Source organism: Providencia sp. PROV269, from assembly GCF_028477785.1.
GTDB classification, from domain to species: domain Bacteria; phylum Pseudomonadota; class Gammaproteobacteria; order Enterobacterales; family Enterobacteriaceae; genus Providencia; species Providencia rettgeri.
Genome location: NZ_JAMPLV010000023.1, coordinates 19834 through 38700, shown reverse-complemented (window position 1 = coordinate 38700; position 18867 = coordinate 19834). Strand labels below are relative to the sequence as shown.

Annotated in this window: 12 protein-coding genes; 10 read left to right on the top strand and 2 right to left on the bottom strand. The window is 42.8% G+C overall.

What is annotated here, in order from left to right; translation table 11 throughout:
- The first annotated feature begins 613 nt into the window (after positions 1-613).
- The 9 genes from secE to PR683_RS19980 all read left to right on the top strand — a co-directional run bounded on the left by secE (position 614) and on the right by PR683_RS19980 (position 14056).
- Positions 614-1000, top strand: a complete 387-nt coding sequence (secE, locus tag PR683_RS20020; RefSeq protein WP_004265885.1) for a preprotein translocase subunit SecE — start codon at positions 614-616, stop codon at positions 998-1000.
- A complete protein-coding gene (gene nusG, locus PR683_RS20015; RefSeq protein ID WP_004264378.1) occupies positions 1001-1546 on the top strand; it encodes a transcription termination/antitermination protein NusG in 546 nt (181 codons plus the stop codon).
- Between the two features lie 158 nt (positions 1547-1704).
- Positions 1705-2133, top strand: a complete 429-nt coding sequence (rplK, locus tag PR683_RS20010; RefSeq protein WP_004264379.1) for a 50S ribosomal protein L11 — start codon at positions 1705-1707, stop codon at positions 2131-2133.
- A 4-nt stretch (positions 2134-2137) separates the two neighbouring features.
- The gene (rplA, locus tag PR683_RS20005; RefSeq protein WP_004265881.1) at positions 2138-2839 is read left to right on the top strand and encodes a 50S ribosomal protein L1; all 702 of its coding nucleotides are present in this window, start codon (positions 2138-2140) and stop codon (positions 2837-2839) included.
- Between the two features lie 325 nt (positions 2840-3164).
- Positions 3165-3662: a 50S ribosomal protein L10 gene (gene rplJ / locus PR683_RS20000; RefSeq protein WP_004264381.1), complete on the top strand. Its 498-nt coding sequence runs from the start codon at positions 3165-3167 to the stop codon at positions 3660-3662.
- Between the two features lie 60 nt (positions 3663-3722).
- On the top strand, positions 3723-4088 hold the full coding sequence (gene rplL / locus PR683_RS19995; RefSeq protein ID WP_004265879.1) for a 50S ribosomal protein L7/L12: 366 nt from the start codon (positions 3723-3725) through the stop codon (positions 4086-4088).
- A 359-nt stretch (positions 4089-4447) separates the two neighbouring features.
- Positions 4448-8476 carry a DNA-directed RNA polymerase subunit beta gene (rpoB, locus tag PR683_RS19990; RefSeq protein ID WP_004265877.1) on the top strand — a complete coding sequence of 1343 codons (4029 nt, stop codon included), beginning with the start codon at positions 4448-4450 and terminating at the stop codon, positions 8474-8476.
- Between the two features lie 108 nt (positions 8477-8584).
- Entirely contained in the window at positions 8585-12808 is a 4224-nt protein-coding gene (gene rpoC, locus PR683_RS19985; RefSeq protein ID WP_109913197.1) for a DNA-directed RNA polymerase subunit beta', read from the top strand.
- Between the two features lie 294 nt (positions 12809-13102).
- Positions 13103-14056 carry a hypothetical protein gene (locus PR683_RS19980; protein WP_109913196.1) on the top strand — a complete coding sequence of 318 codons (954 nt, stop codon included), beginning with the start codon at positions 13103-13105 and terminating at the stop codon, positions 14054-14056.
- A gap of 68 nt (positions 14057-14124) precedes the next feature.
- On the opposite strand, the gene dcuC is transcribed toward PR683_RS19980, so the two are convergent.
- The gene (dcuC, locus tag PR683_RS19975; protein WP_123381792.1) at positions 14125-15498 is read right to left on the bottom strand and encodes a C4-dicarboxylate transporter DcuC; all 1374 of its coding nucleotides are present in this window, start codon (positions 15496-15498) and stop codon (positions 14125-14127) included.
- Positions 15495-16748 carry a peptidase T gene (pepT, locus tag PR683_RS19970; protein WP_109913194.1) on the bottom strand — a complete coding sequence of 418 codons (1254 nt, stop codon included), beginning with the start codon at positions 16746-16748 and terminating at the stop codon, positions 15495-15497. The genes dcuC and pepT overlap by 4 nt, the downstream gene beginning before the upstream one ends.
- 791 nt (positions 16749-17539) lie before the next feature.
- Between pepT and PR683_RS19965 the strand changes: the two genes are divergently transcribed.
- A complete protein-coding gene (locus tag PR683_RS19965; RefSeq protein WP_004265869.1) occupies positions 17540-18841 on the top strand; it encodes a uracil/xanthine transporter in 1302 nt (433 codons plus the stop codon).
- The last annotated feature ends 26 nt before the right edge of the window (positions 18842-18867 follow it).

The window sequence follows — 18867 nt, the reverse complement described above, 5'->3', positions numbered from 1 at the left end:
GCTCTTTCTGAATAAGAAAGAACCACTTAGTAAAAAAGGGCGTCTAATAGACGTCCTTTTTATACATTGCAAAATTCAGACGTTGCAAAATTAAGAACCTATCTCATCAATCATTTGTATAATTATTGGTGAGATAGGCTCTGAAACAACGAATTGATAACTGTGCGGGTTCCTTTGCGCAGTTATATGAGATTTATTAAGGTTTTGCTCGGAAGATATGGTATATTTTACCGCTGCCACAAAAAGAAAGTCATTTTCTTATTGGTGTAGTTAAAAAATTTGCTGAGCATGCTGAAATTCCTGCAAAATGGAATAGCACTTGTGAAATGGGTAGCACTTGTAAAGTGATAGTACTGACATACAAGTAGTACTTGCGAAATAAAATGTTACTGCAACTTGTTGTGTTTGCAGAACGAATAACGCTAATTACCTCCATTAACAAGGCTAATTACTTTTAGATCGCAGGTGATGTTATTGATATCCCTATCAAATTTTGCAGGCTTAGTTTGTAGTAATTGAGGGATATGTTGGCATATTCTATTGGTTTGGCTTGGTTGTTTTACCTTTGTAAGCAAGCAGGCTATGTACATACTTCATGGTAACAGGTTGAATTATGAGTGCGAATAGCGAAGCTCAAGGAAGTGGACGCAGTGCAGACATCTTCAAGTGGGTCATTGTCTGTGCCTTATTAATAATTGCTATTGTTGGCAATTATTACTTCCGTCAATATAATCTCGCGCTGCGTGCATTTGCAGTTGTGGCTGTTGTCGCTATTGCAGGTGCTGTCGCTTTATGGACTACAAAAGGTAAAGCAACACTGGCGTTTGCACGCGAAGCTCGCGTCGAGATGAGAAAAGTCATTTGGCCTACTCGCCAGGAAACATTGCAAACTACTTTAATTGTTGCTGCAGTAACGGCTGTAATGTCTTTAATACTGTGGGGACTAGATGGTATCCTGGTGCGTTTAGTTTCATTTATTACAAGCCTGAGGTTATTCTAAATGTCCGATTCACCTAAAAAGCGCTGGTATGTCATTCAGGCATTCTCTGGTTTTGAAGGTCGCGTAGCACAATCTTTACGTGAACATATCAAATTACATGCTATGGAAGATTCTTTTGGCGAAGTTATGGTTCCAACAGAAGAAGTTGTTGAAATCCGTAGCGGTCAGCGCCGTAAGAGTGAACGTAAATTCTTCCCAGGCTATGTCTTGGTCCAAATGGTCATGAACGATGACTCTTGGCACTTAGTGCGTAGTGTACCGCGTGTAATGGGGTTCATTGGCGGAACGTCAGATCGTCCAGCGCCAATTAGCGATAAAGAAGTTGACGCTATCATGAACCGCTTACAACAAGTTGGTGATAAACCACGTCCGAAAACACTGTTTGAACCAGGTGAAATGGTTCGTGTTAGCGAAGGTCCATTTGCTGACTTTAACGGTGTTGTTGAAGAAATTGACTATGAAAAGAGCCGCTTAAAAGTCTCTGTTTCTATCTTCGGTCGCGCAACTCCAGTCGAATTGGATTTTGGTCAGGTAGAAAAAGCCTAATCTAAGCGACAAAACTGACTTGCAAAAGGCGTGAAATTTGACTACAATTTCGCGCCTTTTGTTTTTATGTTCGGCGCAAATTAATGTGCGGGACATGTTTAATGTAACGGGGAGCCTTGCAAATTGTAAGGCGCTATCACCCATCTAGAGGAAATATCATGGCTAAGAAAGTTCAAGCCTACGTTAAGCTGCAAGTTGCAGCTGGTATGGCGAACCCAAGTCCACCAGTTGGTCCAGCTCTGGGTCAACAAGGTGTTAACATCATGGAATTCTGTAAAGCGTTCAACGCAAAAACAGACAGCCTGGAAAAAGGTTTACCAATTCCTGTTGTTATTACTGTTTACGCAGACCGTTCTTTCACTTTCGTTACCAAAACTCCACCTGCAGCAGTTCTGCTGAAAAAAGCAGCTGGCGTTAAGTCTGGTTCAGGCAAGCCTAACAAAGATAAAGTTGGTAAAGTGACCTCTGCTCAGATTCGCGAAATCGCTGAAACTAAAGCTGCGGACATGACTGGTGCTGATGTTGACGCAATGATGCGTTCAATTGAAGGTACTGCTCGTTCCATGGGCCTGGTAGTGGAGGACTAAGACAATGGCTAAACTGACTAAGCGCATGCGCAATATCCGTGAAAAAGTTGATGCAACTAAACAGTACGACATCAACGAAGCCGTTGCACTGCTGAAAGAATTAGCAACTGCTAAATTCGTAGAAAGCGTTGACGTAGCTATCAACCTGGGCATCGATGCTCGTAAATCTGACCAAAACGTTCGCGGTGCAACTGTACTGCCACACGGTACTGGCCGTTCAGTTCGCGTTGCTGTGTTCGCACAAGGCGCAAACGCTGAAGCTGCTAAAGCTGCAGGCGCTGAACTGGTAGGTATGGAAGATCTGGCTGATAAAATCAAAGCTGGTGAAATGGACTTTGACGTTGTTATTGCTTCTCCAGATGCAATGCGCGTTGTTGGCCAATTAGGTCAAGTTCTGGGCCCACGTGGTCTGATGCCAAACCCGAAAGTTGGTACTGTAACTCCAAACGTTGCTGAAGCAGTTAACAATGCTAAAGCAGGTCAGGTTCGTTACCGTAATGACAAAAACGGAATCATCCACACCACTATCGGTAAAGTTGATTTCGACACTAACAAACTGAAAGAAAACTTAGAAGCACTGCTGATCGCGCTGAAAAAAGCAAAACCAGCTTCTGCTAAAGGTGTTTTCATCAAGAAAGTTAGCCTGTCTACCACTATGGGTGCAGGTGTTGCTGTTGACCAAGCTGGTCTGTCAGCGACAGTTTAATTGCTATAGCTTCGGCTAATTGGTAATTAGGCTTTACCTTTGCGTCAAATTTGTATAAAATTTGACGCCTTGAGTTTGTTGGGTATAGCAATATACTCAACAAACCACAAATTTCGGTATGGAGTCTGGCCTTTCCAGACCCCGTCCAAGACCGCAGGTGTAGTCTAACCGCTGCTTAATTTACCTGCGTAGACGGTGACAGAGATACCTAGAATTTAATTCTGGATTTCTATTCTGCTCACCGTGTTTTAGCGCTCTTACATAATGTTGTGTTTGAGTGATGTGAGTCCCGGGGTTTCCCGGTTAATCCAGGAGCAAGAAGCTAATGGCACTAAATCTTCAAGACAAACAAGCGATTGTTGCTGAAGTCAGCGAAGTAGCCAAAGGCGCGCTTTCTGCAGTTGTTGCTGATTCACGCGGCGTAACTGTAGCAAAAATGACTGAACTGCGTAAAGCAGGTCGCGAAGCTGGCGTTTATATCCGTGTTGTTCGTAACACACTGATCCGCCGTGCTGTTGAAGGTACTTCTTATGACGTACTGAAAGACGTGTTTGTCGGTCCAACCTTAATTGCTTTCTCTAACGAACACCCGGGCGCTGGCGCTCGTCTGTTCAAAGAGTTCGCGAAAGCGAATCCAGCATTTGAGATTAAAGCTGCGGCCTTTGAAGGTGAGTTAATCCAAGCGAAAGATATCGATCGTCTGGCAACTCTCCCAACTTACGATGAAGCAATCGCACGCCTGATGTCAACCATGAAAGAAGCCGCTGCAGGCAAATTGGTTCGTACTCTGGCTGCTCTGCGCGATCAGAAAGAAGCTGCATAAGCCCTTTCCTTCGTTGCTTTTTAACGTATAAACTATTTCTGAATTTTAGGAACACTTGTTATGTCTATCACTAAAGACCAAATCCTTGATGCAGTTGCAGAAATGTCTGTAATGGACGTTGTTGAACTGATTACTATGATGGAAGAAAAATTCGGCGTTTCTGCTGCTGCAGCTGTTGCTGTTGCTGCGGGCCCAGCTGAAGCTGCTGAAGAAAAAACTGAATTCGACGTTGTACTGTCAGCTGTTGGCGGTAACAAAGTTGCAGTTATCAAAGCAGTTCGTGGTGCAACCGGTCTTGGCCTGAAAGAAGCTAAAGACATGGTAGAATCTGCTCCAGCTACTATTAAAGAAGCTGCAAGCAAAGACGAAGCTGAAGCTCTGAAAAAATCTCTTGAAGAAGCAGGCGCTTCTGTTGAACTTAAATAAGTTCAACTTCAAGAACGCAGCCTGATCTAATTAGGCTGACGGCTGGTGATTTTTTAATCACCAGCCTTTTTGCGCTGTAAGGCGTGATGGGTGTTAACAGCTTTTCACGCAGTTTTAATGTTAACAACAACCCTCCAATACTTCTTTCTATTGACGACTTAATATACTGTGTTCTTCGCTACGACCCGCTCGGGTAGCTCGGTAGCAATGGCAACGCAATGAAATGATTTAAGAGTAATAGCAATGAGTATTAAGGAAAGTATTCATTTTCCGTTTCTTATATAAAAACGCGTTGCGGTTCAGTCTCTTAAACTAAGAGCTAACCACTTGGGTCACTGATCAACGAGCTGAGGAAACCTATGGTTTACTCCTATACCGAGAAAAAACGTATCCGTAAGGACTTTGGTAAGCGTCCACAAGTTTTGGACATACCTTATCTCCTTTCTATCCAACTTGACTCGTTCCAGAAGTTTATCGAGCAAGATCCAGATGGCCAGAATGGGCTGGAAGCAGCTTTCCGTTCTGTGTTTCCAATTCAGAGCTACAGCGGTAATGCTGAATTACAATATGTCAGCTATCGTTTAGGCGAGCCTGTTTTTGATGTTAAAGAATGTCAAATTCGCGGTGTAACTTACTCTGCGCCTTTACGTGTGAAATTACGTCTCATCGTTTATGAGCGTGAAGCACCGGAAGGAACTGTTAAAGACATCAAAGAACAAGAAGTTTACATGGGTGAAATTCCACTCATGACTGAAAACGGAACTTTCGTTATCAACGGTACTGAGCGTGTTATCGTTTCTCAGTTACACCGTAGTCCAGGTGTATTCTTTGACAGCGATAAAGGTAAAACACACTCTTCAGGTAAAGTGCTATATAACGCACGTATTATCCCTTACCGTGGTTCATGGCTTGATTTCGAATTCGACCCGAAAGATAACCTGTTTGTACGTATTGACCGTCGCCGTAAATTACCTGCGACCATTATTCTGCGTGCAATGGATTACAACACCGAAGAAATCTTAAATCTGTTCTTCGAAAAAACCGTATTCCAAATCCGTGATAATAAACTGATGATGACGCTGGTTCCTGAGCGTTTACGTGGTGAAACTGCTTCGTTTGATATCGAAGCGAACGGTAAAGTCTATGTAGAAAAAGGCCGCCGTATCACTGCACGTCACATTCGTCAGTTAGAGAAAGAAGAAGTCAATAGCATCGAAGTTCCTGTTGAATATATCGCAGGTAAAGTTGTTGCTAGAGACTATATTGATGAAAGCACCGGTGAGCTGATTTGTGCAGCGAACATGGAACTTTCTTTAGATATGTTGGCACGTCTGAGCCAGTCTGGTCATAAAACAATCGAAACATTGTTTACCAATGACTTAGACCACGGTGCTTACATTTCTGAAACCGTTCGTGTCGACCCAACTAACGACCGTCTGAGTGCATTGGTAGAAATCTACCGCATGATGCGTCCTGGTGAGCCACCAACCCGTGAAGCTGCAGAAAACCTGTTCGAGAACCTGTTCTTCTCTGAAGACCGTTACGACTTGTCTGCGGTAGGTCGCATGAAGTTCAACCGTTCACTGAACCGTGAAGAAATCGAAGGTTCAGGTATCCTGAGTGAAGAAGACATCATTGATGTTATGCGTAAACTCATCGATATCCGTAACGGTAAAGGCGAAGTGGATGATATCGACCACCTAGGTAACCGTCGTATTCGTTCTGTTGGTGAAATGGCAGAGAACCAATTCCGTGTCGGTCTGGTTCGTGTTGAGCGTGCAGTGAAAGAGCGTCTTTCTCTGGGCGACCTTGATGCATTAATGCCACAAGATATGATCAATGCGAAACCAATTTCAGCCGCAGTTAAAGAGTTCTTTGGTTCCAGCCAGCTGTCTCAATTTATGGACCAGAACAACCCGTTGTCTGAAATTACGCACAAACGTCGTATCTCTGCGTTAGGCCCAGGTGGTTTGACTCGTGAGCGTGCGGGCTTCGAAGTACGTGACGTTCACCCAACTCACTACGGTCGTGTCTGTCCAATCGAAACGCCTGAAGGTCCAAACATCGGTCTGATCAACTCATTATCTGTTTATGCACAGACCAATGAGTACGGTTTCTTAGAAACCCCATACCGTTTAGTACGTGATGGCTTAGTGACAGACGAAATCCATTATCTGTCTGCAATTGAAGAAGGTAACTTCATCATTGCTCAGGCGAACACCGTTTTAGGTGATGATGGTAGCTTTGTTGAAGAACTGATTACGTGTCGTAACAAAGGTGAATCAAGCTTATTCAGCCGTGAACAGGTTGAATATATGGACGTTTCGACTCAACAGGTTGTTTCTGTTGGTGCGTCCCTGATCCCATTCCTTGAACACGATGACGCCAACCGTGCATTGATGGGTGCAAACATGCAACGTCAAGCGGTTCCTACTCTGCGTGCTGACAAACCATTAGTTGGTACAGGTATGGAGCGTGCAGTAGCGGTTGACTCTGGTGTTACTGCTGTTGCAAGACGTGGTGGTTCGGTTCAGTACGTTGATGCTTCTCGTATCGTTATCAAAGTTAACGAAGATGAGATGTACCCAGGCGAAGCTGGAATCGATATTTATAACCTGACTAAATATACCCGTTCTAACCAGAACACCTGTATTAGCCAGATGCCTTGTGTATCTTTAGGTGAGCCAGTTGAACGTGGTGACGTGTTAGCGGATGGTCCTTCAACAGACCTCGGTGAATTAGCACTTGGTCAAAACATGCGCGTGGCATTCATGCCATGGAATGGTTATAACTTCGAAGACTCCATCTTAGTTTCTGAGCGTGTTGTTCAAGAAGACCGTTTTACAACTATTCATATTCAAGAGCTCTCTTGTGTGTCTCGTGACACTAAATTAGGGCCTGAAGAAATCACTGCAGATATTCCAAACGTCGGTGAAGCTGCACTGTCTAAACTTGATGAATCCGGTATCGTGTATATTGGTGCGGAAGTGAAAGGCGGCGATATTCTGGTTGGTAAAGTGACACCTAAAGGTGAAACTCAGCTGACGCCAGAAGAGAAACTGTTACGTGCTATCTTCGGTGAAAAAGCATCAGACGTTAAAGACTCTTCTTTACGTGTTCCTAACGGAGTATCTGGTACGGTTATTGACGTACAAGTATTTACCCGTGACGGCGTAGAGAAAGACAAACGTGCATTAGAGATCGAAGAAACTCAGTTACGTGATGCGAAGAAAGACTTAACAGAAGAGCTACGTATTTTCGAAGCAGGTCTGTTTGCACGTATCCGTTCTGTACTGGTTAACGGCGGAATTGAAGCTGAAAAACTGGACAAACTGCCTCGCGACCGTTGGTTAGAGTTATCTTTAGCTGACGAAGAGAAGCAAAACCAGTTAGAGCAATTAGCTGAACAGTATGACGAACTGAAATCTGAGTTCGAGAAAAAACTCGATGCAAAACGTCGTAAAATTACTCAAGGTGATGACTTAGCACCGGGTGTACTGAAAATTGTTAAGGTTTATCTGGCTGTTAAACGTCAGATCCAACCGGGTGATAAAATGGCGGGTCGCCATGGTAACAAAGGTGTTATCTCAAAAATCAACCCAGTTGAAGACATGCCTTACGATGAAAACGGTAACCCAGTTGATATCGTTCTGAACCCGCTGGGCGTACCATCACGTATGAACATCGGTCAGATTTTGGAAACTCACTTAGGGATGGCAGCGAAAGGTATTGGTGAGAAAATCAATGCCATGCTTAAACAGCAAGAAGAAGTTGCCAAACTGCGTGAGTTTATCCAAAAAGCATACGATTTAGGTGATGATCCACGCCAGAAAGTTGACTTGAACACTTTCTCTGACGAAGAAGTTATGCGTTTGGCTGAGAACCTGAAAAAAGGTATGCCAATTGCAACACCAGTATTTGATGGTGCGAAAGAGAAAGAAATCAAAGAACTGCTGAAATTGGGTGGTCTGCCAACTTCAGGTCAGATTACATTATTCGATGGTCGTACTGGCGAGCGCTTTGAGCGCCAAGTAACTGTTGGCTACATGTATATGCTGAAACTGAACCACTTGGTTGACGATAAGATGCACGCCCGTTCAACAGGTTCTTATAGCTTGGTTACTCAGCAACCGCTGGGTGGTAAAGCGCAGTTCGGTGGTCAGCGTTTCGGGGAGATGGAAGTGTGGGCACTGGAAGCATACGGTGCAGCCTATACTCTTCAAGAAATGCTTACAGTTAAATCGGATGACGTTAACGGCCGTACGAAGATGTATAAAAACATCGTCGATGGCAGCCATCAGATGGAACCTGGTATGCCGGAATCTTTCAACGTATTACTGAAAGAAATTCGCTCACTGGGTATCAACATCGAGCTGGAAGACGAGTAATTCGTTTTATGCCGGAAAGCTTGCTTTCCGGCACATGTAAGCACTGGGATTTGGGGAGAGTGTCTTTGAACACTCACCTGACAGGTCTAACTCCGACAGGAGCATTTTGTGAAAGACTTAATAAAGTTTCTGAAAGCGCAAACCAAGACCGAAGAGTTTGATGCTATCAAGATTGCTCTGGCATCACCTGATATGATCCGTTCATGGTCATTCGGTGAAGTTAAAAAGCCAGAAACCATTAACTACCGTACGTTCAAACCTGAGCGTGACGGTCTTTTCTGTGCGCGTATTTTCGGGCCAGTAAAAGACTACGAATGTCTGTGCGGTAAGTACAAACGTTTAAAACACCGTGGTGTGATTTGTGAGAAGTGTGGCGTTGAAGTTACACAGACCAAAGTCCGTCGTGAGCGCATGGGTCACATTGAACTTGCATCTCCGACTGCACACATTTGGTTCTTAAAATCACTGCCATCCCGTATCGGCTTGCTGCTTGATATGCCACTGCGTGATATCGAACGCGTTCTGTACTTTGAATCATATGTAGTTGTTGAAGGCGGTATGACTAGCCTTGAGCGTGCACAGATTCTGACAGAAGAGCAATACTTAGATGCGCTGGAAGAGTTCGGTGACGAATTTGATGCGAAAATGGGTGCGGAAGCAATCCAAGGCCTGCTGAAAAACCTCGATCTTGAGAACGAGTGTGAAACGCTGCGCGAAGAGTTAAACGAAACTAACTCTGAAACTAAGCGTAAGAAGCTGACTAAGCGTATCAAACTGCTAGAAGCATTTATCCAATCTGGTAACAAGCCAGAGTGGATGATCTTAAACGTATTACCTGTATTACCACCGGATCTGCGTCCATTAGTTCCACTCGATGGTGGTCGTTTCGCAACATCAGATCTAAACGATCTGTATCGTCGCGTAATCAACCGTAATAACCGTCTGAAACGCCTCCTGGATCTGGCTGCGCCAGACATCATCGTACGTAACGAAAAACGTATGTTGCAAGAAGCGGTTGACGCCCTGTTAGATAACGGTCGTCGTGGTCGCGCAATCACAGGTTCTAACAAACGTCCTCTGAAATCTTTGGCAGATATGATCAAAGGTAAACAAGGTCGTTTCCGTCAGAACTTACTTGGTAAGCGTGTTGACTACTCAGGTCGTTCTGTTATCACCGTAGGTCCATACCTGCGTCTGCATCAGTGCGGTCTGCCTAAGAAAATGGCTCTTGAGTTATTCAAACCATTTATCTATGGCAAATTAGAATTACGTGGTCTGGCAACAACCATTAAAGCTGCGAAGAAAATGGTTGAGCGCGAAGAAGCGGTTGTTTGGGATATCTTGGATGAAGTTATCCGTGAACACCCAGTTATGCTGAACCGTGCACCAACACTTCACCGTCTGGGTATCCAAGCTTTCGAACCTATTCTTATCGAAGGTAAAGCTATCCAATTGCACCCACTCGTTTGTGCGGCATATAACGCCGACTTCGATGGAGACCAAATGGCGGTACACGTTCCTCTGACTCTGGAAGCTCAGTTAGAAGCACGTGCGTTGATGATGTCAACCAACAACATCCTGTCACCTGCAAGTGGTGAGCCTATCATCGTTCCTTCACAGGACGTTGTATTGGGTCTTTACTACATGACACGTGACTGCGTAAACGCGAAAGGCGAGGGCATGGTATTAGCCGGTCCTAAAGAAGCTGAGCGTGTTTACCGTTCAGGTCATGCGTCACTGCATGCCCGCGTTAAAGTCCGTATCACTGAAGAAGTAAAAGATTCGGAAGGTAACATCACAATCAACACGGGCTTAGTTGACACTACTGTTGGTCGTGCAATTTTATGGATGATCGTACCGAAAGGTCTGCCTTACGAATTGGTTAACCAAGCGTTAGGTAAAAAAGCGATCTCTAAAATGCTGAACACCTGTTACCGTGTTCTGGGCCTGAAGCCTACTGTTATTTTTGCTGACCAAATCATGTATACCGGTTTTGCCTATGCGGCACGTTCTGGTGCATCAGTTGGTATCGATGATATGGTTATTCCAGAGAAAAAAGCTGGAATTATCGCCGAAGCAGAAGCTGAAGTTGCAGAAATTCAGGAACAGTTCCAGTCTGGTCTGGTTACAGCAGGCGAACGTTACAACAAAGTTATCGATATCTGGGCAGCGGCAAACGAACGTGTTGCTAAAGCGATGATGGAAAACTTATCGACTGAAGCGGTTATTAACCGTGATGGCGTCGAAGAACAACAAGTTTCTTTCAACAGTATCTTTATGATGGCCGACTCCGGTGCTCGTGGTTCTGCAGCTCAGATTCGTCAGCTAGCCGGTATGCGTGGTCTGATGGCTAAGCCAGATGGCTCAATCATCGAAACACCAATCACGGCAAACTTCCGTGAAGGTCTGAACGTTCTCCAGTACTTTATTTCTACGCACGGTGCGCGTAAAGGTCTTGCCGATACCGCATTGAAAACAGCGAACTCCGGTTATCTGACACGTCGTTTAGTTGACGTTGCACAGGACTTGGTGGTAACTGAAGACGACTGTGGAACTCACGAAGGTATCCTGATGACTCCGGTTATCGAGGGTGGCGACGTTAAAGAACCACTGCGTGAGCGTGTACTGGGTCGTGTGACTGCAGAAGATATCCTGATCCCAGGAACTGCGGACATTCTAGTTCCACGTAATACATTACTGCACGAAAAACTGTGTGACCTGTTAGAAGCTAACTCAGTCGACAGCGTTAAAGTTCGTTCAGTTGTAAGTTGTGAAACTGACTTCGGTGTGTGTGCTCACTGTTATGGTCGTGACCTTGCTCGTGGTCATATCATCAACAAAGGTGAAGCTATCGGGGTTATCGCGGCACAGTCAATCGGTGAGCCGGGTACACAGTTAACGATGCGTACGTTCCACATCGGGGGTGCGGCATCTCGTGCAGCGGCAGAATCTAGCATTCAAGTCCGTAACACAGGTACTCTGAAACTGGTTAACGCAAAATTCGTTACGAACTCAGAAGGTAAACTGGTTATTACTTCACGTAATACAGAGCTGCGTCTGATTGACGAATTCGGTCGTACTAAAGAAAGCTATAAAGTCCCTTACGGTGCGCACTTGACGAAAGGCGATGGCGATGCAGTAACGGGCGGTGAAACTGTTGCGAACTGGGATCCACATACCATGCCAGTCGTCAGTGAAGTATCGGGTATTATTAGCTTCTCTGACATGCTTGATGGTCAAACAATGACGCGTCAGACTGATGAATTAACCGGTCTGTCTTCAATCGTTGTTCTGGATACTGCGGAACGTACCAGTGGTGGTAAAGACCTACGTCCTGCTTTACGTGTTATTGACGCAAATGGTAACGACGTTCTTATACCTAACACAGACATGCCTGCTCAGTACTTCTTACCGGGTAAAGCAATTGTTCAGTTAGATGATGGCATCGCAATCAATGTCGGTGATACCTTAGCGCGTATTCCACAAGAATCTGTGGGTACTAAAGATATCACGGGTGGTCTGCCACGCGTAGCTGACTTGTTCGAAGCACGTCGTCCGAAAGAGCCTGCAATCTTGGCTGAAATCAGCGGTATTATCTCGTTTGGTAAAGAAACCAAAGGGAAGCGTCGTCTGGTTATCACACCATTAGATGGTAGCGATCCGTACGAAGAGATGATCCCTAAATGGCGTCAGCTTAACGTGTTCGAAGGTGAGATCGTTGAACGTGGTGACGTGGTTTCCGATGGTCCAGAATCTCCACACGATATTCTGCGTTTGCGTGGTGTCCATGCTGTTACGCGTTATATCACTAACGAGGTTCAGGAAGTTTACCGCTTACAAGGCGTTAAGATTAACGATAAACACATTGAAGTTATCGTTCGTCAGATGCTGCGTAAAGTCACTATCGCGGATGCAGGAAGTTCTGAATTCCTCGAAGGTGAACAAGTCGAGTACTCACGTGTTAAAGTTTCTAACCGTAAACTGGAACAAGAAGGCAAAATTCCAGCGAACTTTGCTCGTGACCTGTTGGGTATTACTAAGGCATCTCTGGCAACAGAATCCTTTATCTCAGCAGCATCGTTCCAAGAAACGACACGCGTACTGACTGAAGCAGCAGTTGCAGGTAAACGTGATGAACTGCGCGGTCTGAAAGAAAACGTAATTGTTGGACGTCTGATCCCAGCAGGTACTGGTTTTGCGTATCACCAAGACCGTATCCGCCGCCGCCATCTGAACGATGTTGTGGATGCACCACAAGTCAGTGCAGATGAAGCAACAGCGAACTTAGCTGAGCTGTTAAATGCAGGTTTCAGCAGCGACAACCAGAACTAATTTCTGATTTCACTGCAAAATTCCTGACAGAAGCCAGTACCGAAAGGTACTGGCTTTTTTATATCTAATAAAATGATAAATTGATTTTTATTTTTCTAATTTGAATTCATCAATAAATCCTTTTATTTCTTAAATTTATCTGAATATGTAATACGTATTTCTATTTTTAAAATATATCGGCCAGTGAAAAAACGTAATAATAATTTTCCGGGTTAAAAATTAAACGGTAATAAAAATAATAATACAAAAATCACTTTCAAATTATTTAATAGGAATAAATAAAAGGAATATACGATGGATAAAAAAAAGACAAATGAACAGGTAGATACAAATCAAGCCAGCCTTTCGGCTTATCATGGTTTATTATCAAATTCATTAGGGGTAATGAATACATCTCAGATAGTCACTGGGAACGGACAAATTGCGTTAGATTTAGTTGTTGTTATCGACACCAGTGGTTCAATGGCTGATGAAGCAGGGGATTTAAGTAAACAGATTGATGCGACGATTGAAGCGGCATCAGCAAAATGTCCATCGCATCTTCGTGCCACATTTTTAGGTATTGAAGGAACTTGGGCAAACACTAAGTTTGATCAATCTGCCAGTGAATATTTAATTAAGATCGGTGCGAACGAAAGGGATCTGCAAGCTAGATTGCCATTTAAAGAATCTGATGGGCAAGACCATGCTGGAAATAAAGAAGATTTATGTCGTGCTGTTATTGATATTAGTAAACACTTTGATTGGCGAGATGATGCGCGTAGGGCTATTTTTGTGCTGGGTGATGAAGGGATGGAAGGTGGTGGCGGAATTCTTACTCGTGCTGCAATTGCAAAAAATAATGAAGCCATATCTGTCGCTCAAGAAAGAGGAATTAAGGTGTATACCTACCAAGGTACACCGGATGATAGCCCAACAAATCTAGATCGTTTTCCGACTCTTGCTGATAGAGATAACGTGACGAGGGAGTATGAACGACTAGCCAAAGAAACCGACGGACGTGCGTACATTTACACCACAGGGATTGCAAATTTTTCCTTGGTTTTACAGGAAATATTGTGTGACAGCTTAACACCACCAGTAAAACCAGATAAAGGTTTATTAAATTGTGATGCGGTGTGTGACAACTTGCCATTAATTATCAATACAGTAAATACATTGTCCGATATCATCAATAAAACTATCAACTCTTGTTGCCCAATAGACTCAGATACGAAACATGATGATTCATGCCAGTGTAAACATTAATATTGTGTTATGAAAATAAAAGCGGGAAAAGATTCCCGCTTTGTAATTATTACTGGTAAGTTTCGTGATTAATAAAAAATACCAATAATTGCACAGTGCGCGACAAACCCGACCATCAATGGCACAGCGGTTCGTTTCACGACATCAAAAGGTTGCAGTTTTGCCCCACTCGATACGGCAATAATAACTCCCGCGACGGGTGACATACCTCGACCCATGTGTGAAGCTTGTTGCATTGGTAGGATCATGGCGATTGGGTTAGCGCCCATGCTATGCGCGATTTGTGGAATTAACTCAACGAATGCAAGGAATGGTGCATTACCTGAACCCATAATAATGGCTGCTGCAAGGGTCACTAATGCAAATACAATCGCCATGGCAAATGGTGGCAAGCCGACGGACTCAGCGCCTAAAATCAGTTGGTCAATTGCTCCACTGACTTTAATACCATGAGCGAATACACCAGCAGCAACCAATAAGCCAACTACATTACTGAATGCATGACCCATACCATTTAAAAATGTTTGGAAGCCATTACAAACCGTTTTGAAATTACGTACGCGAAGTGTTTCAATCACCATACAAATTGCCATCGCAATCAGTACGATAGTCACAACATCTAAGTGAATACCGGAAAAGAACAGATTGGATGTTCCTACTGCCATAATAATGGGTAACATAGGAAGAAGTGCATAATATCCGGGAACGGACTTAGTCGTTTCTTCTTTTTCATGGGACTGAACTGCTTTACCAATTTCAGGTACGAAACCTTGCTTACGGTCACAATGACGTTGCCAGAAAATATGGGTAATACCGACCACCAATACAGTGGCTAACGCGGCAGGGCCTTGATAGTAAAGTACATATTCAACAACAGACATATCGACAGCTTTTGCGCCACGGATAGCATCAATTGCCGTTGGAGTATAGGCCACACCAAGGGATGTAGCGATAACCCCAGCCGCAGAAGCAGGTGATAATCCCAAACCTATCATAATGGGGAACATGGTACCCATTAACAATACCGCTAAGCCTGTTGCTGATGGAATGGCTAATTGCAAGATACTCGCCAACAAGAAAGAGAAAAATAGTAGCACATAAGGTGAACGCATATTTTTCAGTGGCTTGGTTGCAACACGTACTACCGCTTCATTGGCACCGATATGGTCCATATAGTGCGCAAAGCCCATCAATGCCATGATCATTAAACCGAGATCTGCTGCACGACTACTGAATAAATCTCGCATGACTTCAAATGGATCGAGCCAAGTGATACCGGTGGTGGCGACATTTTTAGGGAGGATAGGCCCCCAGCCAAGGGCTAGGGTGAATATCATCAATACTAAGCCAGCAATTAATAATACCGGCTCAGCTTTGTATCCCTTCAAAATAAACCGCGCAACCAAAACAACGATAATCAGAACCGTTAGAATTGGGATCATGCTTTAGCTCCTGGTTTGAAGCGTTCAGCGGTGATTTGTACCACTTGTTTTAATACATCGCTGGCGGCATGTAGGGATTTAACAGGTAGATATTCATAGATTGAATGGAAGTTATGTGCACCTGTGAAGATGTTAGGGCAAGGTAATCCATTTTGTGATAATGCGGCTCCATCATAGCCACCACGCATAGGAATGACTTTTGGTGTAATACCACAAGCTTGGTAGGCGTCAACAGCAATATCAATAGGGTAACGGTTATCACCTTGTAGGCTGTTGTAAACGTTAGAATAGCGATCTGATAGCTTACAAACAACACTTTCGCTGCCCCAGAGACTTTCACAGCTTTCTGCTAATTGTTTTAAGAAAGCCATACGTTTGCGATAGCCGTCTTCGGTAAAATCGCGAATGTCCATTTTTAACACGGTACGAGCGCTATTACCTGACATTTGTTTCACCCAATAATAGCCTTCGCGACCATCTGTATATTCAGGGGCTTCACCGCCGGGTAACATGGCAATAAATTTTTGCGCCATTAATAATGAATTAACGAGTTTGCCTTTCGCAGACATTGGATGAGCTGATTTACCCGTAAAGATGATTTCGGCATCACCCGCATTCCAGTTTTCATACACAAGTTCACCAATACCGCAGCAGTCTAAGGTGTAAGCAAAATCTGCTCCAAACTCTTTAACATCAAAAACTTTTGCGCCACGGAGGCCTTGTTCTTCGTCCGGAACAAAACCAATTTTAATGGTTCCGTGCTTGATTTCTGGGTTTTGCTTAAAGTATTGCAGCATATCCATGATAGAGGCAATTGCCGCTTTATCGTCAGCACCTAATAGGCTGGTTCCATCAGTGACAATAATGTCATCACCAATGTAGTTCACCAATTCAGGGAATTCACTCTTACGTAGATAAATATTAAGCTCTTTATTCATGCATAAATCTTCACCGGTGTATGGCAAGATTTGCGCCTTAGTATCATTAGTTTGTTCTGCACTAGTGTCTAAGTGGCCGAAGAAAGCGACGGTTGGGACATCATAATCAAGGTTGGAAGGTAACGTTGCGGTGACAATGGCAGTGTCACGCAGTTTAATGTCTTCAACGCCCAGAGCCTCGAGCTCCTGAACCAATTGTTTAGCAAGGACACGTTGCCCTTCTGAGGATGGCATAATCCCTGCCGCGCCCTTTTCCCTATCAGTGGTGGTGTTAATTTTGGTGTAAGAAATAAATCGCTCAACAATATTCATTCTTTTAATTCCCCAGCATCTTATAAAATGCGTTTTACATTAGTTATATCTGTGACTGTAATTTCATTTCACAGTATTATTCTTGTATCACAACTGAAGATATTCTGAATATCAGACCTGTTGAATTTTTCTAAGAAATGCTAGTGGGAATATAAAATTGATAATTAATAGTGGCATTATTCGCATAATGAATTAAAATGAGCGACTTTATTCCTATCTTATTTTGCATTGTTAACATATTGATATTAAAGAGTAATTGTTTTTTGTTTTTGTTAACAAAATATTTTTCTTCGTCTTATCTTAAATTAATTATAAATACATAAATCACCAATTAATAAAAATATTATGTAAATAATATTGCATATTTTTATATGTATGTTTTCTAATATGTAAATGTAACTTTAAATGGTTTTTAATATCTTAATTCGTTACTTTATAGAGATAATTAACTGATGGTTATTGTTTTTATTATTTGTATTATAATTTTAATATCTATTTGATAATTACTAATTAAGTGTTTTTACTTGTTTTTATGTCAAATATAATAAATTTTTTAATTTTGTATCCATATTGTTTTTACGGGAAGCTAATTGTAAATTAATAAAATAGGTTAATAAATCAGTAAGTAGCGTGAAATTTAATATATGTAAAATCACATGTGTTTTTAATAGCATATAAGTGACTTTTTTGTCATGATGAAATCAAAATAACATTTGTCTTGTGTAGTTCGATAAAAAATTCAAATAAAAAGATATGCAAGCGTATACATAAATATAAAGCAAGGAATGAAAATGCGGAATATTGCTATTACAAAAAATAATATTATTTCTGGCTTTCAATGGTTCTTTTTTATCTTTTGTAATACGGTTGTTATTCCCCCGACGTTACAGTCTGCTTTTCATTTGTCACCACAAACCACGTTTGTTATTACTCAGTATGCTTTTTTATTAACAGCTTTGGCTTGCTTGTTGCAGGCATTTATAGGCCATAAACGCTCTGTGATGGAGGGGCCAACAGGGTTGTGGTGGGCAACAATTTTAACCGTAACTTTGTCAGAATCTATGCAAGGAACTCCTCTTGAGACGATTGGATGGAGTTTGGCCATGGGGATTTTTCTGTCTGGGATTATTACTATTCTTATTGGCCTAAGCGGTCTTGGTGGTTGGTTAGCGGGTTTGTTTAAGCCAGGCGTGCTGGTGGTCTTTATGTTTTTACTTGGCGCGCAGCTGGTCACTATTTTTTTAAAAGGGATGTTAGGGCTACCCTTTGGTGTTGGCAGTGAAAATATTACAGTTAATTATCCTGTATTCTTTTTGGCGCTCACAGTACTGGTATTTGTGATAGGAATTATTGTGTATTTACCCGTGAATATTAGTAAATATGCATTACTAATAGGAACAATCACAGGGTGGGTTGCTTATAGTGGGTTATTTGGCAGCACGATATCATCTGTTTCATCAGGAGAATGGGGGCTATTTCCATTAGGCCGTTCCGATGAAATTAATATAAGTATTGTGATAACAGCGATTTTGGCTGGGATATTAAACACATCAAATACGTTTGGAGCAATGCGAGGAACGGATGTATTTTACCCCGATTCATTACCCGTTAAGTCCTTATATCGGCGTAGTTTTATGATGTCAGGAGTTGTAACAATATTAGCAGCGCCGATAGGCGTAGTGCCTTTTTCACCGTTTGTTTCATCAATTGGTCTAATTACTCAAACAAAAGACAGTTCACGTATCTCTTTTACGATTGGTAGCCTTATTTTCTTATGCGTGGGGGGCGTTGCGGTATTGACTCAATTTTTCCGCTCTTTGCCGTTAGCCATTGGTAGCGCGGTTATGTTAGCGACTTATTTGCCGCTGCTATTTTCTTCATTTTCATTTCTTGCGGATATGAAACTGAATGCACGTAATATTTATCGCCTCGCATTACCTATTTTTATTGGCATTTTTTTGATGTCAGCCCCTGCTGCGGTACTAAATTCGTTACCAACAATGTTTAGTTCTTTACTGGGTAATGGGTTACTTATGGGCATTATATTGGCTCTTATTTTAGAAAATACGATCAAGTGGGATAAAATCTCCTAAATAATAAAAGAGCACTAAGCGGTTGT